20 protein-coding genes are annotated in these 19,585 nt (G+C 46.1%); 8 read left to right on the forward strand and 12 right to left on the reverse strand.

All coding sequences use genetic code 11. The annotated features are described in order from the left end of the window. The first annotated feature begins 7 nt into the window (after nucleotides 1-7). Nucleotides 8-949: an NAD-dependent epimerase/dehydratase family protein gene (locus BST85_RS02220; RefSeq protein ID WP_104811769.1), complete on the forward strand. Its 942-nt coding sequence runs from the start codon at nucleotides 8-10 to the stop codon at nucleotides 947-949. Here BST85_RS02220 and meaB read toward each other — a convergent pair. Both meaB and BST85_RS02230 read right to left on the reverse strand, forming a co-directional pair. Continuing rightward, entirely contained in the window at nucleotides 942-2,027 is a 1,086-nt protein-coding gene (meaB, locus tag BST85_RS02225) for a methylmalonyl Co-A mutase-associated GTPase MeaB (protein WP_104811770.1), read from the reverse strand. The genes BST85_RS02220 and meaB overlap by 8 nt on opposite strands. A gap of 45 nt (nucleotides 2,028-2,072) precedes the next feature. After that, the gene (locus tag BST85_RS02230) at nucleotides 2,073-2,645 is read right to left on the reverse strand and encodes a DUF2911 domain-containing protein (RefSeq protein ID WP_104811771.1); all 573 of its coding nucleotides are present in this window, start codon (nucleotides 2,643-2,645) and stop codon (nucleotides 2,073-2,075) included. 131 nt (nucleotides 2,646-2,776) lie between these two features. Between BST85_RS02230 and BST85_RS02235 the strand changes: the two genes are divergently transcribed. Genes BST85_RS02235 through BST85_RS02245 form a run of 3 tightly spaced genes read left to right on the forward strand, consistent with a single transcriptional unit; the run spans nucleotide 2,777 to nucleotide 5,478 of the window. Then, nucleotides 2,777-3,319, forward strand: coding sequence for an RNA polymerase sigma factor (locus BST85_RS02235; RefSeq protein ID WP_104811772.1), 543 nt, complete (start codon nucleotides 2,777-2,779; stop codon nucleotides 3,317-3,319). Then, nucleotides 3,303-3,899, forward strand: a complete 597-nt coding sequence (locus BST85_RS02240) for a hypothetical protein (protein WP_104811773.1) — start codon at nucleotides 3,303-3,305, stop codon at nucleotides 3,897-3,899. The genes BST85_RS02235 and BST85_RS02240 overlap by 17 nt, the downstream gene beginning before the upstream one ends. Beyond that, nucleotides 3,871-5,478, forward strand: a complete 1,608-nt coding sequence (locus BST85_RS02245) for a DUF4097 family beta strand repeat-containing protein (protein WP_146090624.1) — start codon at nucleotides 3,871-3,873, stop codon at nucleotides 5,476-5,478. The genes BST85_RS02240 and BST85_RS02245 overlap by 29 nt, the downstream gene beginning before the upstream one ends. A gap of 58 nt (nucleotides 5,479-5,536) precedes the next feature. Here BST85_RS02245 and BST85_RS02250 read toward each other — a convergent pair whose 3' ends face one another. Continuing rightward, nucleotides 5,537-5,887, reverse strand: coding sequence for a DUF6249 domain-containing protein (locus tag BST85_RS02250; protein WP_104811775.1), 351 nt, complete (start codon nucleotides 5,885-5,887; stop codon nucleotides 5,537-5,539). 161 nt (nucleotides 5,888-6,048) lie between these two features. Here BST85_RS02250 and BST85_RS02255 point away from each other — a divergent pair, with 161 nt between their 5' ends. Both BST85_RS02255 and BST85_RS02260 read left to right on the forward strand, forming a co-directional pair. Then, on the forward strand, nucleotides 6,049-6,633 hold the full coding sequence (locus BST85_RS02255; RefSeq protein WP_104811776.1) for an RNA polymerase sigma factor: 585 nt from the start codon (nucleotides 6,049-6,051) through the stop codon (nucleotides 6,631-6,633). Beyond that, on the forward strand, nucleotides 6,608-7,012 hold the full coding sequence (locus BST85_RS02260; RefSeq protein WP_146090625.1) for a hypothetical protein: 405 nt from the start codon (nucleotides 6,608-6,610) through the stop codon (nucleotides 7,010-7,012). The genes BST85_RS02255 and BST85_RS02260 overlap by 26 nt, the downstream gene beginning before the upstream one ends. On the opposite strand, the gene BST85_RS02265 is transcribed toward BST85_RS02260, so the two are convergent. The 9 genes from BST85_RS02265 to BST85_RS02305 all read right to left on the reverse strand — a co-directional run bounded on the left by BST85_RS02265 (nucleotide 7,013) and on the right by BST85_RS02305 (nucleotide 16,230). Beyond that, the gene (locus tag BST85_RS02265) at nucleotides 7,013-7,570 is read right to left on the reverse strand and encodes a DUF4377 domain-containing protein (protein WP_104811778.1); all 558 of its coding nucleotides are present in this window, start codon (nucleotides 7,568-7,570) and stop codon (nucleotides 7,013-7,015) included. It abuts the gene before it with no gap. A gap of 63 nt (nucleotides 7,571-7,633) precedes the next feature. Continuing rightward, nucleotides 7,634-10,990, reverse strand: coding sequence for a preprotein translocase subunit SecA (secA, locus tag BST85_RS02270; protein WP_104811779.1), 3,357 nt, complete (start codon nucleotides 10,988-10,990; stop codon nucleotides 7,634-7,636). Nucleotides 10,991-11,157: 167 nt separating this feature from the next. Beyond that, nucleotides 11,158-11,379, reverse strand: coding sequence for a DUF2795 domain-containing protein (locus tag BST85_RS02275; RefSeq protein WP_008272287.1), 222 nt, complete (start codon nucleotides 11,377-11,379; stop codon nucleotides 11,158-11,160). 140 nt (nucleotides 11,380-11,519) lie between these two features. Next, entirely contained in the window at nucleotides 11,520-12,092 is a 573-nt protein-coding gene (locus BST85_RS02280) for a cob(I)yrinic acid a,c-diamide adenosyltransferase (RefSeq protein ID WP_104811780.1), read from the reverse strand. A gap of 8 nt (nucleotides 12,093-12,100) precedes the next feature. Continuing rightward, a complete protein-coding gene (locus BST85_RS02285) occupies nucleotides 12,101-12,295 on the reverse strand; it encodes a hypothetical protein (protein ID WP_104811781.1) in 195 nt (64 codons plus the stop codon). Nucleotides 12,296-12,308: 13 nt separating this feature from the next. After that, nucleotides 12,309-12,995 (reverse strand): ABC transporter ATP-binding protein, encoded by a 687-nt coding sequence (locus BST85_RS02290; RefSeq protein WP_104811782.1) that lies wholly within the window; start codon nucleotides 12,993-12,995, stop codon nucleotides 12,309-12,311. Between the two features lie 70 nt (nucleotides 12,996-13,065). Further along, nucleotides 13,066-13,839: an O-methyltransferase gene (locus tag BST85_RS02295; protein WP_104811783.1), complete on the reverse strand. Its 774-nt coding sequence runs from the start codon at nucleotides 13,837-13,839 to the stop codon at nucleotides 13,066-13,068. A gap of 107 nt (nucleotides 13,840-13,946) precedes the next feature. Then, nucleotides 13,947-14,279 (reverse strand): four helix bundle protein, encoded by a 333-nt coding sequence (locus tag BST85_RS02300; RefSeq protein ID WP_104811784.1) that lies wholly within the window; start codon nucleotides 14,277-14,279, stop codon nucleotides 13,947-13,949. Between the two features lie 91 nt (nucleotides 14,280-14,370). Continuing rightward, nucleotides 14,371-16,230 carry an ABC-F family ATP-binding cassette domain-containing protein gene (locus tag BST85_RS02305; protein WP_104811785.1) on the reverse strand — a complete coding sequence of 620 codons (1,860 nt, stop codon included), beginning with the start codon at nucleotides 16,228-16,230 and terminating at the stop codon, nucleotides 14,371-14,373. 92 nt (nucleotides 16,231-16,322) lie between these two features. Between BST85_RS02305 and BST85_RS02310 the strand changes: the two genes are divergently transcribed. Next, complete coding sequence (locus tag BST85_RS02310) at nucleotides 16,323-17,120, forward strand: polysaccharide biosynthesis/export family protein (protein ID WP_104811786.1); 798 nt, start codon at nucleotides 16,323-16,325, stop codon at nucleotides 17,118-17,120. Further along, nucleotides 17,117-19,576, forward strand: coding sequence for a GumC family protein (locus tag BST85_RS02315; protein ID WP_104811787.1), 2,460 nt, complete (start codon nucleotides 17,117-17,119; stop codon nucleotides 19,574-19,576). The genes BST85_RS02310 and BST85_RS02315 overlap by 4 nt, the downstream gene beginning before the upstream one ends. Nucleotides 19,577-19,585: the final 9 nt, after the last annotated feature.

Consider the following 19,585-nt stretch of genomic DNA (forward strand, 5'->3'; position numbering starts at 1 on the left):
TCTTGTTATGAAGGTATTGATTACCGGTGCAGCCGGATTTATCGGCTCGCATACGGCCGAGCGATTTAAGGACATGGGTCATGAAGTTATCGCTATAGATAATTTCTCTGATTACTACGACGTCCAACTGAAGGAGCGCAATGCTTCAACCCTCTCAAAGCGAGGTATTGAAGTTAGCCGATTGGACCTGCGTTACGATCCATTGGATCAGTTGGTCTCTGACTGCCATATGATCGTACATTTTGCAGCTCAACCCGGAATCTCGGCCAGTTGTACTTTTGAGCAATACTTGACCAATAATGTGATCGCGACTCAACGCTTATTGACTGCGATCGAACCATTGCAAGACAAGCCGTACTTCATCAATATTGCAACTTCCTCTATCTATGGTCTTCATGCCACCATGACGGAGGACCAGGCTCCATTACCAGCTTCCTGGTATGGGGTGACCAAGTTAGGTGCCGAGCAGTTGGTTTTGGCATACAGCAGAAGAGGCTTACTTCGTGGATGTTCCGTGAGGCTGTATTCTGTATACGGTCCCAGAGAGCGTCCGGACAAGTTGTATACCCGTCTTATTGCCGCCGGGTTAAAAGATGAGGTTTTCCCGCTTTACGAAGGCAGCGAAAAGCACCTCAGGAGCTTTACCTATGTGTCCGATATAGTTGATGGGATTGTGAGTATAATCGACAGGGAAGAAATCTGCAATGGCGAGATCTTTAACCTGGGTACGGAAGAAGAGAACACTACAGCTACCGGGATAGCCGTTGTGGAGGAATTGTTGGGTAAAACCATCCGCAAGGAAATAACCCCACCGAGGCCGGGTGATCAGGCTAGAACCTGTGCCAATATTGATAAGGCGCGTCGGCTGTTAGATTACGATCCTAAAACGACGCTGCATCAAGGACTACAGAAGCAGATCGATTGGTATCGTGAGAGTTTTCTCAACTGATCGTGGCTAATTGTAGCAAGTAGTTGGCCGCTGCAAATGGAGTGGTCTTATTCTGTTCCATCAAGCTCATTTGTTCGTCCAGGGCTTCTTTTATACCGGGATGATCAAAAAAACGTTGTTGCAGGCTATCCTGTATGGTCTGCATCAGCCAATAGCGGTTCTGTTCCTTCCTTTTTTGTTCAAAATATCCATTGTCACGGACCAGCTCGATATAATTGCAGATCACATCCCAGACTTCCTCTATGCCCTGGTTCTTCAGTGAACTACATGTAAACGCTTTGGGAGTCCACCCACTGGCCTTTTGTGGATATAGGTGGAGTGCCCGATTGAATTCGGTTTTCGCCAGTTTTGCAGCTTTGACATTTTCGCTGTCTGCTTTATTGATCACAATGGCATCTGCCATTTCCATGATCCCCCGTTTAATACCCTGCAATTCATCACCTGCTCCGGCCAACTTCATCAAGAGGAAAAAATCGGTCATGGAGTGTACCGCAGTCTCACTTTGTCCTACGCCAACGGTTTCTATCAGGATCACATCATAACCCGCAGCTTCGCATAGTAAAATGGTTTCCCTTGTCTTTTGTGCAACCCCACCCAATGAAGTGCCGCTGGCACTGGGACGGATAAAGGCCTGGGGCTGTTTGACCAATTCTTCCATTCGGGTCTTATCTCCTAGTATACTGCCCTTGCTCAGGCTACTACTGGGATCTACCGCGAGAACAGCCAGCTTGTGGCCCTGGCCCACCAATTGTAAGCCCAGTTGTTCGATAAAGGAACTTTTACCGACCCCTGGTACACCGGTTATTCCAATACGAACAGAACGATTGGTATGGGCTAAACAGGCTTCTATTACTTGCCGAGCCTGGTCCTGGTGCTTGGCGGCTTTACTCTCGATAAGGGTTATGGCCCGGCTGAGCCTGGTTTGATCACCTGCTAAAATTCCCTGGACAAGTTCTTCCGTCGTAGCCGATCTTCGTCTTCGGGATATTAATTGCTTAGCCACATCCGGACTGCTGTGCGCGGGTTGGGGAATACCCTCTTTTTCCGATAGGGCCTTGGATTTGGATTGCTTTTTCATCGATGCAGAAACAGGCGAATGTTGTCTACACGAAGATAATTCAATTTAATCGATGGCAATAGTAACAGGTACTGCTGTCTGATCCCATCTGAAGTCCATGATCACATTTCCACCAACCTCTGTGAGCTCGATCGTGAAATCCACGGTCACAAAATCGACCATGACGGGAGGGACTTCAACCACCACTACATCGTACTCAGTCTCCCTCGACGCCTTTCCACTCGGTGCACTAACTCCCCATTCATACATCTTGGAATTGAACATGACCTCCCACATATCCTTTCCCGGGAGGGTCCAGAGGGTGTACTCACCAGCCGGCAATGACTGGTCGCCTATGGTCAGATCTGTATTGGTCACAAAACGGGTGGGTTCATTCGCACCGGTCCTCCACACCTCGTCGTAAGGAACTAACTCTCCAAATATCAACCGGTCCTTTTTAGACGGACTACAGTAGTACACGTCTATAGTGGTCTCTTCTACCGTGATATGAACTTCGGTTTCCGGACTGTGCTTTTTGGTTTGGTTCTTCATAATGGGCCAAGCCACAAATTTGAATAGCAGGAAGCCCAGGATTAGTACACCGACGATCCAAACTAGAATTTTGACGGTTTTGTTCATGGACGAAGTATTGTGTTCTTGGTTGATTATCAGTATTATTTAAAGTTAGTCAAATTTTTTCGTGCACATTTGCAACAAGCCCTTTTTTGTGTCGTCTTTAAACCGAACAGCAACCAAAAAAAACCATCAAATTGTCTGATCTGTTACTTGTTGAGCAGTGTAAGCAAAACAACCGCAAAGCGCAAATGGCACTATATCGCCAGTATTGTGACGGGATGTTCGTCATTGCCAATAGGTATATGAAGGACGCAGCAGCGGCAGAAGATGCCATGCAGGATGCCTTCATCAAGGCTTTTTCCAGGATGCACCAGTTTAAAGGGGACGTCACCTTTGGTGCCTGGCTAAAGCGGATCGTGATCAACACCTGTCTTGACCAGATCAAGGCGCGCAAGGTGGACCTGTATGCGATCAATGAAGAAGTGTTGTCCCAGGCAGACGAGGACGATTGGCAGGTAGACGACGAGACTTCGGTCCCGGAGATCATGCAAGCCATCGAAGAATTGCCGGAGCAATACCGAGTAGTGGTAAAGATGTTTTTGCTGGAAGGTTATGACCATTCCGAGATCGCTGATGTATTAGGTATTTCGGAAAGTGCCTCCAGGACAAACCTCTACCGCGGAAAACAAAAATTACAGCAAACGTTAAATCACCTGCGTTATGGGACGGGATATTAGAGATTTATTGAAGGATTACGAAGCCCCGAAGACAGAGATGTCCAAGGGACACGAGGCCAGGTTCGAAGCCAGGCTGGCAGCAGAACTAGGCCAAAAGCAGAAGCCATCATTTTTATGGTTGAAGGTGGCTGCAGTGGCAATCGTCTTCTTTTCCCTGGGTTATTTCGGATATCAGCAATTGGGGAATCAGCAAGAAGTTGATCCGATCATAGCTGATGTAGAGCAGCCAACAACGGAAGTTGTTGACCCTGAAAAACAGATCACCCTGGGTGATATTTCTCCGGACTTGAAGAAGATAGAGGATTTTTACACCAACGGGATCAATCTGCAATTGGCCTCCCTGGAAGAAGATGACGAGAACAAAGAACTTATCGACGGTTATTTACAGCGCTTGGATGAGCTGAATGTCGAATACAATACCCTGAATGAAGAATTGAATAAGGTTGGGCCCACAGAGGCAACCATCACTGCCTTAGTCGATAACCTGCAGCTGAGATTGGAATTGCTGTTCCGATTAAAGAACAAATTAAAAGAACTAAAAGACACAAACAATGAGCAACTTATTGATATGCAAGCGTAGGTCTGTGGTGGTGCTGTTTTTGCTATGCACCAGCCTGATCTTCGCTCAGAACAAATACAAGGAGTCCTTTAAAGTAGGAAAGGACGCCTTGGTATCGGTCAACACTTCGCATACCGATGTGATCATAGAGACCTGGAATAAAGATGTTGTAGAGGTTGAAGCCCTTGTAGAAGGCGAGGACCTGACTGCAGACGAAAAAAAGGAGATCTTCGATAACTGGACCTTCGATGTGCTGGGTAACAGCAAGAAAGTGATCGTTACCTCTAATGAAGGAAGCCTTTGGGGTGGGTTTGAGAACCTGAGAGCCTTGGAGGGATTAGCAGAATTGGAAAGTTTAAAGAACTTGGCAGACATGCCGACCATGGAAGGTTTCGAAATGAATATGGACAACTTTAGCTTTCAGTTCGATGTACCGGACATTCCGGAGACGGATGACTTCCCCAACTGGCCATTTACAGATGATCAGCCTTCTGTGGTATCGTCCGGCAAGGGATCCAAAGTGAATGTAAGCAAGCACAATGGGATGAAGTTTGATCGCAGCGAATACGAGAAGAACAAGCAGGCCTATGTGAATAAACTGAACAAAAAGTACAAGAGTAATGCCAGTGTCGGTGAGGTGGATAAATGGCTGGGCGAGGTCGATAAATGGGCAGAAGAATTTGAGAAGGTCATGGAAGAGTGGGGAGAGAATTTCTCCTACAGTTTTGAAAATAATTTTGGACCCGAGTTCGAAGAGAAGATGGAGAAATGGGCCGAGGAGTATTCCGAGCAATGGGAAGCCTGGGGCGAAGAATTTGGTGAAAAGCTGAGCAAAGATATGGAGAAATGGGGCGAAGAGTTCGGCAAGGACATGGAAGAATGGGCCGAAGATTTTGCCAAAGATGCCGAGAAATGGGCCGAAAAATACGAGGACAACGGCAATGTAAAGGTCATTATCAGTGATGATGACGACGATGAAAGTATCTTCATCGATAAGAAGAAGGTAAAGAAGACCATTATTATCCGTATGCCAAAAGGCACTCGAACAGATATCAACGTACGTCACGGAGAAGTGAAGATGGCCGACGCAACTAACCTGCGTGCAACGCTGAACTACTCTACGTTAACAGCTAACAGCATTGATGGGGGGTCTACCCTCATCAATGCCTCTTATGCTCCTGTTTATGTAAATAACTGGAAAGAAGGGTCCTTGAAGATCAATTATGTAGAAGATTGCAAGCTGAATACGGTCGGAAGCATAGATCTTGATGCAGTTTCCAGCGATGTGAATATTTTCAATATGTCCAAAGGTGGACGATTAAGTGGTTCCTTCGGGAATCTATTCATCAAGAATATTGACAACAGTTTTGACCGTCTGAACATCATCCTGGAGAATACGGATGCCACCATTAAATTACCTCAATCGGCCTTTGTCCTGGACTATGACGGAAAGCGCTCCCGCGTGGAGATACCAGATAACATGAAGGTAAGCAAGACCAGTTCCGGCGACCGTACCCTGATCGAAGGCTATAAAGGCTCCTCTTCTGCCAATAGTAAACTGAGCATTACTGCATTGTATAGTAAAGTATACATGCAGTAAAAAAGCCAACCGATCCCGCTAAGGATCAAGTTGGCTTTGACTAAAAACTAACTTCAGCTTACTGGTCGGCAGTCAATTTCTTCGTAGCCAGAAATCCAGTGAAAAGCCCCAGTCCAGCTGTAAAGAGGATAGTTCCAGGCATGGCGATATCCTCATCCATTCCAACTATATCTGAGAAGAATCCACCGATAAATATTCCCAGGCCAATTCCCATCAGCAAACAGGCCAGGTTGATCACCAGTACTTTCCAGGTCGATGTCCGACCTTTCTTACCGTAGAATATTGACGCTTCTGCACCCTTTTCGATGAGCGCAAGTCTTTCCTTATTTCTTGCTGAGATAAAGAGATAAAAGATTCCGAAGATGACCCCAAACATAATGGGTACTATGATAATTTCAGGATGTTCCATTTTAGATTCGATTAATTGAGCCACAGGGGCTGGTTGATAATTTTCTGTTCGTTTGTCCTTAGGACGTAACCTTTTGGAGTCCGGTTACAAAAATTCGTATATTTTATTTCTCCCTTTCTTGTGTAACCGTTCGTATACAAGTATCGTCTTAGGGATGTACCATGGAGAACACTGACCAAGATTTGATCCGGGAAACCCTTTCAGGGAATTCTCAAGCATTCGGAAAACTGGTCCTGGCTTATCAGGATTTCATCTTTACCGTTGCCCTGCGTGTAGTTAAAGTGCGGGAGGAAGCGGAGGAAGTTGCACAGGATACCTTTATAAAGGCCTATGAATCTTTGGGCACCTATAGGGGAGATTCTAAATTCTCTAGTTGGTTGTACAGCATTGCATACCGGAAGGCGCTGGATCGGGTCCGCAAGTACAAACGGAATAAAGAGCTTGAATTGATCGAAGAGATCACCGAGCGTCAACTGGACGAAGTGGAGAACGCACTGGGATATTTGGAAGCCCAGGAAAGAAGGCTAATGATCGATCAGTGCATCATGAAATTACCTGAGCAGGAAGCCGCATTGATCACATTTTATTATTTTGAAGAGATGTCGGTCAAAGAGATTGCCAAGATCACGGATCTTAGCGAAGACAATATCAAGATCAAATTGTTTAGGAGCAGGAAGAAGTTATTCAATATGCTTCGATCTTATATACAACCGGAAGAACATGAAGAGAATGGAAAAGCGATCTAAGAACATAGAGGAATTCACTCAAAAAAGGGTGAAAGAAGCAGGTTTGGAAACAGCTCCGGTCGGTCTCTACGAACGGATCATGAATACCATCGATCTGATACCTGTTGGACAATTTATCTACAAGCCGTTGATCTCCCGTAAAGCCTGGATCTGGATAGCCGTCATAGTACTTAGCATTCTGGCCATACTGATCTTCCTTCCCTGGCAAGGATCGGCCTATGCCAACGAAGTACGGGAAAACATAGCGCTGGACTGGAAAAACCCACTAGCGGGACTGGAACTTTCTAAAACAGCGATCTACGCTATTATCGGCATCGGACTATTTCTTCTGCAAATTCCACTGCTAAAAAAGCAGTTGGAAAAACGGTACAAGGATTAACTAGTAAATCTCTGTCAGGATATAACTTCCTTCCGGTCCATGAACAAAGACACCGGTGGCCTCTTCCTGGTTGGGAATGACGGCATTTAGCTCACCACAGTTCAGATAACAGTCGATAGGGATCTCGAAACTGATATAATATCCAAATTCTTCCGTCCCGGTAAGCCAGGTGGAGTATCCTCCAAAATTGGCGTAACGCGCCAAGGGAACAGAAAATGTAGTACCCGGTAAGACTTCCTTCTGCTCGTCCACAGAGATCAAGCGATAATCCACTGTAGCGTAATCAGTCTCCGGGTTTCGGATGGTGGTCTTGGTTACGGTGAGTAGGGAAGTGTAACCCGGCCGAAAGTTGAATCCTTGTATGTCATAGGTACTTAGATAGAGATCTGAGCCGATATTTTCCTGCTCCTGAACCAGTAAAACATTATTCAAGGAGAAGGCAGCGGTTGTTTTGTAGTGCTGCACAAATAATTGGATCTCTTCTTGTATAAAGTCTCCGTCGTCCGAAGAACAGGAAGCGAAGATGATGAGGCCGAATAGAAGTACTAACTTTTTCATAACCAGTCGTTTTCCACTAATATACGGAAAGTTGGATTAGTTTGAGCCTTTGGATACCGTGGGTTAGTCCTCCACAAGAACCCACTCACCTTTATCCAAAAGCGGTATGGCCTGCTTGTACTTGACGGTTTTGTTCTCACCGCTCATCACATGCTTGATCGTCACGCGTTCGTTTCGTCCGATCTTAGGCCGTTCCCGAACAATGGTCTCGGTGATCTCCTGCTGGCCCTGGGTGTTACCCGCAGCCCGTGCCTGAGCCGCACGTTCGTCCATGTTGGGGATCTCATCCTTTTGTTCGCTTAGCTTATCAGATCGCTTCACCTGACGGGCTTCCTGAATGCGTTGCTGGTTCTCCTGAGGTAATTCTCCCTTGAAGAGGAAGGAGATCACATCCTTATTCACCTTTTCGATCATGGTCTTGAATAACTCGAAGGCTTCAAATTTATAGATCAGTAAAGGGTCCTTTTGCTCGTGAACTGCCAGCTGAACGGATTGTTTCAATTCGTCCATCTTCCTCAGGTGAGTCTTCCAGGCATCGTCAATAATGGCCAGGGTGATGTTCTTTTCAAAATCGTTAACCAGCTGCTTGCCCTCTGTTTCGTAGGCTTTTTCCAGATCAGTACTTACATTCAAGGTCTTGACCCCATCCGTGAATGGTACCAGGATACGTTTGTATTGATCTTTGTGGTTCTCATATACATTTCGAATGACCGGGTAAGCCATGTCCGCATTGCGAGCCATTTTATCCTGATAGTGCTGATAGGACTCCTTGTAAACTTTACCTGCAATATCCTGCACGCTCATGCTATCAAACTCATCCGGACTGATGGGTGAGCTCATGGAGAAATAGCGAATCAGTTCAAACTCAAAATTCTTGTAGTCTTGGGCAGCTTTGTTGGTGTCCGCAATAACCTCTGCCGTGTCAAAGATCATATTGGCGATGTCCACACGCAGTCGTTCTCCAAATAGAGCGTGATATCGTCTCTTGTAGACCACCTCACGCTGAGCGTTCATGACATCGTCATACTCCAAAAGTCGTTTACGGATACCGAAGTTGTTCTCTTCTACCTTTTTCTGGGCCCGTTCAATGGATTTAGAGATCATGGAGTGTTGAATCACTTCACCCTCTTTTAGTCCCATACGGTCCATAAGCTTGGCAATTCGTTCACTACCGAACAGACGCATCAGGTTATCCTCCAAGGAAACGTAGAACTGTGAACTACCGGGATCCCCCTGACGTCCACTACGACCACGCAACTGTCGGTCTACACGACGAGAATCGTGACGTTCCGTTCCAATGATGGCCAGACCACCGTCAGCTTTTACCTGATCAGATAACTTAATATCCGTTCCACGACCGGCCATGTTGGTGGCTATGGTTACGATACCTGCATTACCGGCTTCGGCAACGATGTCCGCCTCTTTTTTGTGCAATTTAGCGTTCAGTACGTTGTGAGGTACCTTTCGAATACCCAACATTCTACTGAGCAATTCCGAGATCTCCACGGAGGTAGTACCGATAAGCACCGGTCTACCAGCATGGCTTAGTTGTGTGACCTCTTCGATCACGGCGTTGTATTTCTCGCGTTTCGTTTTGTAGATCTTATCGTCTCGGTCGTCCCTGGCAATGGGTCTGTTGGTAGGGATCTCGACTACATCCAATTCGTAGATCTCCCAAAGCTCACCGGCTTCCGTAACTGCTGTACCCGTCATACCGGATAGTTTCCGATACATCCGGAAATAGTTCTGTAGGGTAATGGTGGCAAAGGTTTGAGTGGCCGCCTCGATCTTCACATTTTCCTTGGCTTCGATGGCCTGGTGCAAGCCATCGCTATAACGACGACCATCCATGATACGACCGGTTTGCTCGTCCACGATCATGACCTTGTTTTCCATCACCACGTACTGGGTATCCTTCTCAAAGAGTGTGTAAGCCTTCAGCAATTGGTTCATGGTGTGGATACGCTCCGACTTGATGGAGAAATCCCGGAAAAGATCTTCTTTTAGCTCGGCTTCCTCTTCTGGCGTTAAACCTTGTTCCTCGATCTTCGCGATCTCGGTGCCCATCTCGGGCATGACGAAGAAATTCGGATCGTCCTTCCCAGACAGGAATTCCACGCCCTTGTCGGTCAGTTCGATCTGATTGTTCTTTTCCTCGATCACAAAATAAAGGGGCTCATCTGCCTTGGGCATCTCCCGGTTGTTATCCTGCATGTAGAAGTTCTCGGTCTTCTGCAAAATCTGTCTGACCCCTTCCTCGGAGAGGTATTTGATCAGGGCCTTGTTCTTGGGTAACCCCCGATAAACACGTAACAGCTGCAAACCACCTTCCTTGGTGTCTCCTTCCTTGATCAGTCGCTTGGCATCGGCCAGCACACCGGTCAAAAATTTCCGTTGCACATCGACGATGGATTGGATCTTCGGCTTTAACTCGTTAAACTCATGCCGGTCTCCTTGAGGGATCGGACCAGATATGATCAATGGTGTCCGGGCATCGTCGATCAAAACAGAATCCACCTCATCCACGATGGCGTAGTGATGCGGACGCTGTACCAGATCTTCCGGTGCATGGGACATATTATCCCGTAAATAATCGAAACCGAATTCGTTGTTGGTCCCGTAGGTGATATCGGCATTATAGGCCTTACGTCTCTCCGCCGAGTTGGGTCGGTGATGATCAATACAATCTACACTCATACCGTGGAACTCGAAGATGGGCCCCATCCAGGCGCTGTCCCGTTTGGCCAGGTAATCGTTTACGGTTACCAGGTGAACACCATTTCCGGCCAGGGCGTTGAGGTAAACAGGCAGTGTTGCTACCAAGGTCTTTCCTTCCCCGGTTTGCATCTCGGCTACCTTCCCTTGATGAAGGGCGATACCCCCGATAAGCTGCACATCGTAGTGAACCATGTCCCAGGTCACCTCTTTTCCTGCGGCATCCCAACTGTTGGACCAGATGGCATTTTCGTTGTCCAGGGTTACATAATCTTTGGCTCCAGAAAGTTCTCTGTCAAAGGGAGTAGCGGTAACCTCGAGGGTTGTATTGTCTTTGAATCGCTGGGCAGTTTCTTTGACCACGGCAAAAGCCTCGGGCAGTATAGATTCCAGCGTTGCCTTTTCTATTTCGTACAGCTCGTCCTTCAGTCCATCGATCTGGTTGTAGACTGCTTCTTTCTCGTCTATGTCTTCCAACTCGTCGGCCTGATTGTTCAGGTCGTCGATCTGCTGCTGCAGCTCTTTCTGATCGTCTTTTATCTGCTGACGGAACTTATCCGACTTGGCCCGGAGTTCGTCCAGGGACAAGGAAGCCATTTCCGCTTCAAATTTTTTGATCTCTTTGACTAGGGGTTGGATCTCCCCAATATCTTTTTTGGATTTGTCACCGACAAATACCTTGAGTACATTATCTAAAATTCCCATGTTCTATTCTTGGTTTTTGGCAACGGGAGTCTTGTTTTACTGCCATTTTCAGGAAGTACAAAAAAACGCCAAAAAATAGACTCCGCCAAAGCTTTAACGGTTTTTAGGAGCCAATAATGCTCCCAAAAAAAAAGCCTCGCTAGCGAGACTTTTTATGTTAGTTTGGTTTAGTATTCATCTTCGTTCCACAGATAATCTTCATCTGTGGGATAGTCCGGCCAGATCTCTTCGATCGAGTCGTAGGAATCTCCTTCATCTTCGATCGCTTGCAGGTTTTCAACAACCTCTAGGGGAGCTCCTGTTCGGATCGCATAATCGATCAATTCGTCCTTGGTCGCCGGCCAGGGGGCATCGCTTAAATAAGATGCCAGTTCTAAGGTCCAATACATGACAAACAGGTTTAATTTTCCTGCAAAAATATATTTTTCGATTAAAAAGTCAAGAAAAATCGAAATTATTTACACGTCGTGAAAAAGAACATTTGTAAAGTATTGAAAAACAATATCTTACAAAGGCTATTGAGATGGGCTTAGTACTTCTCAGGCACCCATTTTATCTCGTTTGCCTGCAGATCATGGGACAACTTCCGTGCCAGTACAAAGAGATAGTCAGAAAGTCGGTTAAGATATTGCAATACCCGGGTGTCAATCCCCTCATTTTCATGTAGCAAGGTGGCTAAACGCTCGGCTCTTCGGCAAACACAGCGGGCAATATGACAATATGACACCGTAGTATGTCCTCCGGGCAGGACGAAGTGGGTCATAGGAGGAAGCGCATCGTTCATTTGATCCATCTCCTTTTCGAGAAATTCGATATCCCCTTCACTGATCTTGGGAATATTTAAGCGCTCCTTTCCACTTTTCAGGACAGCTTTCTCCGGGTCGGTAGCCAGGATGGCGCCGACGGTAAATAGTTTATCCTGAACCCCGATAAGAACATCCTGGTAGTGTGGATTGATCTCCTGATCCCGGATAAGTCCGAGGTGAGAATTAAGCTCGTCCACGGTTCCATAGGATTCGATCCTGACATGGTGTTTGGGTACTCGTGTACCACCGAAGAGAGCAGTGGTCCCCTGATCTCCTGTTTTGGTGTAGATCTTCATAGCAAATTCTATTGAGTGGTATCCCTTCCGGAATTATCTTCTTTGTTCCGCTCCTCTTTTCGCTCGTAATAACCAGTTCTAAAACTCCTCCGCCTGCGGGCACTGGCCCTGCTGGTATTGGTCTTGTTCCAGAAGTAGAGCACCATGATCAGCAAGGCGCCGCCAACGATCAAAACAATAGGATTGGAGAGGTCCACATTCATGGACTAAAGATAACTATTTGGTGCGGATATCGCTTTCTACCATACCGTCTTTGAGGCGGATCACTCGATGAGCATGTTCGGCTATGTCCTCTTCGTGAGTAACAATGATCACGGTATTTCCCGCAGAGTGGATCTCGTCAAACAGATCCATGATCTCGGCCGAGGTCTTGGAATCCAGGTTACCGGTAGGCTCATCCGCTAAAATGATGGAGGGCTTATTGACCAGGGCTCTCCCTACGGCGACCCGCTGGCGCTGACCCCCGGAAAGCTGATTGGGCTTGTGGTCCATTCGGTCTGCCAATCCCACATCCGTCAATACTTCCGAAGCGCGATCCGCGCGTTGGCTTTTACTGGCCCCTGCGTAGATCATAGGAAGTGCTACATTTTCGAGAGCGGTTGTCCGAGGTAATAGATTAAAAGTCTGAAACACAAAACCGATCTCGGTATTCCGGATATCGGCCAATTCATCGTCCGACATATTACTCACGTCTTTGCCATTCAGAAGATAGGAACCAGAAGTCGGAGTGTCCAGACATCCCAATAGGTTCATCAGGGTCGATTTCCCGGAACCAGATGGTCCCATTAGGGCGACATATTCACCTTTTTCAATATCCAGGTCTATCCCTTTCAGGACTTTTACAACCTCTTGTCCGAGTGGAAAATCTCGTTTGATTTCCCTGATCTTGATCACTGAGTTCATAGACTACGCGATGGTAAAGCGTGAAGCAAATTAGTTAATTTTTGTATTAGACGCCTAATGTGCCTCCCTGTTACACCCTGAGGTAAAAATGCTGCTTCTCTTGCTCTCTTCTAAAGAAGGCAATGCCCCATCCAAAGCTGTCAATGCTTACACTAATTCTTGGGTTCTGTCTGATCTCTTCCCAGGCTCGGGTCATTTCTTGGCTCCAATAGATATCGTCGAAGATCATCATTCCGTTTTCCGTACAGTTCGCCTCGAACCGATCAAAGGCGGCCATGGTGCCTGCATAACTGTGGTCTCCATCGATATAAATAAGGTCGAATCGTTCTTCCTCGAGGGTCTCAAAGAATTCCTCAAATGACTGCCTTCTAAGATCAATTCCATCTACACCGGTATGAAGCCATTCTGCTTCGGCAACATGGGCTGTATTAGGACAGCCTTCAACCGTTACCAAGTGAACTTCGGGGCAAGCCAATTTAATGGCCAGACTACCCATTCCTAATGAAGTTCCCAATTCCAGAGCAGAACCTATGTTGAAATACCGGCACAATCTGAAAAGTAGTTGCTGTCTATGACTACCGATCCCCGCATTTCTGGCAACGGATCGTACACTTCTCACATCCGACCGAAATACCCTGGATCCCGCTCCCAAGTCAGTTACCTCAATGGCATCCCGCCGATTTAATAAGGCCATTCGGTGTTGCTCCAAGATCTTGTACTCCGGATAACGGTTTCTATCCTTAACACATCTTTGTTGGAACTCATACACAAAAGGGGAGTGGATTCCGTGGAGGTGCAGAGACTTTGTTAAGAATCTTAGATATGCCAGAGCTATTTTTAGCATAGTACAGGGTTTGTGCGAAGATAGATTTTTTGGTGATTCGTGATTCGTGAGTGGTGAATGGGAGGGTATATTCTTATTAACTACTACCTATCACGGGGTGAATTTACCTACTTTCTCAAGCCCAGAAGCAGTTTTCTTAGTCTGGTTATTTTAAGCTCAGTTGGGGTTGTTTGTTCAATGTATCCAAGGTCATAGGATATTAAGATCAGGGTTTCCAATTCGGCAAGAGATCCTAAAGCAATATGAATAAAATGAGAAAGCTCTTTATCACTTTTCCTCGCACAACCTTCTGCTATATTGGAAGGTACATAAACTGCAGCTCTTCTTGCTTGACGGGTAATTCCGTATTGTTCTTGTTTTGGGAAAGTCTGAGTGATTGAATAAATTGATCGGGTCAGTTCCATGGCCGTTGTCCATGTTGTCAGGGTTTTGTGATCCATTTTTTAGACCAGATTAGGCAAGAAATCAAAAATATCTAAGAATTGTAAATCGCTATTCACAAATAACGAATCACCATTCACGAATCACGACTCACGACTCCCGCTTTTCTTCTAATTCCATCCAGCGTTCTGTCTTCTCATCCAACTGCTGAATGATGTCCGCTAATTTCCTGGACTGCTTATCGATCTCATCCCCGGACCAGTTCTCCGTCGCAAAGAGCCCCTCCAGCTTCTCTTTTTCAAGCTCAAGTTTGGCTATTTCCTTTTCCAGCTTCCGGTGTTCTTTTTGCTCCTGGTAACTCAAACTTGCCCCTTCTTTATTTTCCTTCCAGTTACTCTTTTGCGGTTGCTTTGATGATTCCTTTTTTGGCGGGTTCAGTAAGCGATACTCCCGAAGATCCGAATAATTCCCGGGGAAGTCCTTTATTTCTCTCCCGTCCAGCACAAATAAGTGATCCACGATCTTATCCATAAAATATCGGTCGTGGGAAACTACGAGCACACAACCCGGAAAGTCCAGCAAGAAATTCTCTAATACATTCAAGGTCACAATGTCCAGGTCGTTGGTGGGTTCGTCCAGGATGAGGAAGTTGGGATTACCGATGAGCACGGTGCAGAGGTAGAGCCGTTTTTTCTCTCCTCCACTCAGTTTTTCGACATAGTCGTATTGTTGCTTACGGTCAAACAGAAAACGCTCCAGGAGTTGACTTGCAGAGATCTGTTTCCCCTTCTTCAGCGGAATATAATCCCCAAACTCCCTGATCTGATCAATGACCTTCATACCGGGTTTTAGCTCGATACCGGCCTGGCTGTAGTGCCCAAACTTGACTGTTTCACCGACAACCACCTTTCCGCTATCCGGCTTGTCAGAACCTGTGATCAAACGGAGTAAGGAAGTTTTTCCGCTGCCGTTCTTTCCAATGATACCTACTCGTTCGTCTTGGAGAAAGTTATAGCTGAAGCCGCTAAATAATTCATTTTCAGGATAGGACTTGCTAATGTTGTGCAGCTCGACCACCTTGGTCCCCAAGCGTTCCATATTGATCTCCAATTGCACCACATGCTCTTTTCTGCGATTGCGTGAGCGTTCCTTGATATTGGAGAACTCATCGATCCTGGATTTGCTTTTCGTGGTTCTGGCCTTGGGTTGTCGCCTCATCCACTCCAATTCCTTTTTATAAAGTTGTCTGGCCTTTCCCAGTTCGACCTTTTCCTGTTGGATCCTCGCTTCTCTCTTTTCCAGGAAGTAGGAATAATTTCCTTTGTAGGTGTAGAGTTTTCCCTGGTCCAGCTCGATGATCTCATTGCATACACGGTCCAGGAAGTAGCGATCGTGAGTGATCAGGAGCAGGCTCAATTTTTCCCGATTCAACCATTCCTCCAGCCATTCGATCATTTCCAAGTCCAGATGGTTGGTCGGTTCGTCCATCAAAAGCAGGTCTGGATCCCGCAGAAGTGCATTGGCCAGGGCCAAGCGCTTCTTTTGGCCACCGGACAGATTCTTTACTTTTTGATCGATGGGGTCCAGCATCAGGCGTGAAAGCAACTGCTTGTAACGCGTCTCAAAATCCCAGCCTTGGGCCGCCTCCATGGCGTCTGTGGCCTTTTCCAGGGCTTCAATATCATCTGGATCGGATAAGGCTGATTGATAGTCTTCAATGACCTTTAGAACTGGTTTATCATCGGCAAATATGGTTTGCTCTATGGTCAAGTCCTGGTCCAGATCAGGTTCTTGCTCCAGCAGGGCCATGGTGATCCCTTTTCTAAACACTACCTGGCCTTTGTCTGCCTGATCCAGCCCGGCAATAATTCGTAAGAGTGTTGTTTTTCCGGATCCGTTGCCGGCCACCAGGCCAATTTTTTGGCCCGCATTGATGCCAAAGGAAATATCCTGTAACAGCACCCGCTCTCCAAATGATTTTGCTATATACTCTACAGTGGCCAGATTCATGCCGCTAAAATGCAATAAAATGTGTTAAGCGCGGCTGTGAATGTTAAGTTTTGGCCAATTCCGTTATATTTGCTCAGAGCAACTTACCTACAATGAAGTTCTACCCCCTCTTACTCGTCATTTGCTTTGGATTAATGGCAACATCCTGCATTACCACCAAGCAACTGACCTATTTACAGCCTAGCGAAGAACAGCAAGTTGATAGTTTGATCAGCCTGCAGAAATCTCAGCCGCCTTACCGTTTGCAGATTAACGACCTGCTTAGTATACGTGTGAAAGCCCTGGACCAGGAAACAGTTGGTTTTTTTAACCCCATTGGAGAGGGTAACCCTAATGCAACTACAGAAGAGCGACTCTACAGAGATGGATTTGTTGTGGATAGACACGGAAATATCCGGATTCCCAGTTTAGGAGAGGTACCTGTTTTGGGTATGACGGTAGAGGAGGTCCGGAAGGATATTGAAGAACGCTTGTTAAAGGACTACTTCAAGGAAGAGGCCCAGATCTTTGTGACCGTCAAACTGGCTGGTATCCGATATACTATTGCCGGGGAGATAAACGGACCGGGTTCCAACATTATTTATCGGGATCAGGTATCAATCATGGAGGCCATAGCGAATAGTGGGGATATTCCCGTAACCGGAGATAAATCCGATGTGATCATCATCCGTCAATATCCCATAGGGCAAAAGGTTCACCACATCAATCTCAACGATCTGAATGCGATGAATTCGCCTTACTACTATATTCAACCAAATGACCTTATCCTGATCAATCCTTTACCGCAGAAAGCCATAGGCTCCGGTACAACAGGGCTACAAACTTTCCGGGATATTGTGTTAGTGTTAACGGCGGCCACCACCACCATCTTACTGTTTATCAGCTTATGATCTACGAGGAGGCCGATAAGCAGGAGATACACGCTCAATTTGACATTCAAGGGTTTTTGGCTAAACTCCTAAGGTACTGGCCCGTCTTTGTTGTTTCTTTGCTGATCGCTTTCGGGGTGGCCTATTATATCAGCGTCCGCAAGCTGCCTGTTTATCGCATGCAGAATATCATTAACATAAAGGATAAACAGAATCCCTTTTTTACATCCAATACCAGCTTGACCTTTAATTGGGGAGGAGTTACAGATAAGGTCAATACCGCTATGGTCGTACTCAAGTCCAGGACGCATAATGAAGATGTCGTCGATAGGTTGCAATTCTATGTCAATTATTTGACCGATGGGGATTATCAGCAGGTGGATGCATACGGCCGGGTACCATTTCAGGTTGAATTGGATCTTGAAAGGCCTCAAGCCCTTTGGAGGCAATTTAAAGTGGAATTCAGAGATTCTGTGAACTATACGCTAAGTGTAAATTTTGAGTCAGATAGGGCCAATACACAGTGGTTTGGTAATAAACGCCGGGGTGGAATTCCTACACCTGTAGGTGAATTTCGCGAAGACTTTAAGTTAGGGGATATCATACGGTTGCCTTTTCTCAATGTTAGGTTAATGCCAGTGAGAGGGTGGAGGCCAATTCCGAACCAACCGTATTATTTTCAATTTCAGAATTTTAATTCTACTGTAAGCAAATATATGGGGATCGGTGTCAGACCAGAATCCGATGGCTCGTCCACCTTATTACTCAGTTTGGTAGGAACCAACAAAAAGCGTCTGGTAGACTATTTGAATACTTCTGTGGGTATATTTAGCGAGAACCTGTTGGAACAAAAAAATGAATTTGCCACCAACACCATTCGCTTTATTGACAGCACTTTGGCAGAACAAACCGTCCAGTTAAAGAGTGTAGAGGACGAACTGAACCAATTTAAGGATAGGAACAAGATATATGACCTGGGAGCAGAAGGAACCCTGCTCAACAACCGGATAAATGAATTGGATCTGCGGAAAGAGGGCATAGATCGCGAAATTGACTATTACAACATTTTGGAGAATTATCTTCTCAACCGCACGGACTATTCCAGCGTTCCTGCACCCTCAGTGGCAAATATTAGTGAGTCTAGTATAGTTGCCGGTGTTGGTAGGATAGTCTCTCTGGCGGAAGAGCGGAATAAATTGCAGTATTCATATCGGGAAGGAGCACCTATCTTTCTAGACATTGACCGTCAGATAGATGCGGTTAAAGAAATACTTTTTGAGAACATACGCTCCACCAAAAGTCTTAAGCAGCAGGAGTTAATCACAGTGCAAGGTGATATCGCCCGCTATGAAAGTGAGATAAGGCAACTACCTAAGGAACAGCAGGACCTGATCAAGATTCAGCGTCGATATGATCTCACACAAGGCACCTATAATCTGTTTTTATCCAAACGCTCCGAAGCTGATCTGGTAAGAGCGGCCAATGTGAGTGACGTTCAAGTCATCGACCTGGCCAAGGATACCGGAGGAGGCAAGGTTGGGCCAAACAATAAGCTCAATTACATTCTTGCCGGCGTGGTAGGATTAATAGTTCCTTTGGTTGTCGTTTTTTTAATTGTATTCCTGGATAACCGTATCCATACCGTAAAAGACGTGGAACGGCTCTCGGACATACCTATACTGGGATATATTGGAAAGTCGAGGGCTGAAACTAATTTGGTAGTTTTGGACCAGCCTAAATCGGCTATTTCTGAAGCCTTCAGGGGGTTACGCTCCAGTCTGCAATATATATATCGCAGGTTGGGGACAGCAGGAAGCAAGACGGTGTTGATCACCTCTTCAATCAGTGGGGAAGGAAAGACCTTCTGCTCCATGAATCTTGCTTCCGTTTTGGCCCTAAGCAATAAAAAGACTTTACTCTTGGGATTAGATTTACGTAAGCCCAAGATATTTGGCGATTTTAATATTGACAATTCTGTTGGAGTGGTCAACTATTTGATCGGGCAGGCCAGCAAGGAAGAGATCATACAAGAATCAGGTACCCCAAACTTGCGAATAATCACTTCCGGCCCGATCCCTCCTAACCCATCGGAACTATTGATCAGTGAGCGAATGCAGGATCTTATAACTGAACTAAAAGGGGAATACGAATATATTGTGATAGATTCACCACCAATTGGTCTAGTTTCTGATGCAGCTGGGTTACTTGACTATGCCGATGCCACACTGTATATGATCCGCCAGAATTACACCAAGCGGGCCATGCTTAGTATTATCAATGAAAAATACAAGACTGGGGAGGTATCCAATATCAGTTTTGTGATGAACGTCTTCGGAAAACAGGGAGTTTTGGGTTACGGCTACGGCTACGGCTACGGCTACGGCTATGGTTATGGCTACGGTCAGGGTTATCACGAAGATGCTGTCAAACCTTCATTTTTGGGACGACTGCGACGGCGTTTTACAAAGAAGAAATAACTTCCTGGC

Origin of the sequence: Aureitalea marina (assembly GCF_002943755.1) — a bacterium.
Lineage (GTDB): Bacteria > Bacteroidota > Bacteroidia > Flavobacteriales > Flavobacteriaceae > Aureitalea > Aureitalea marina.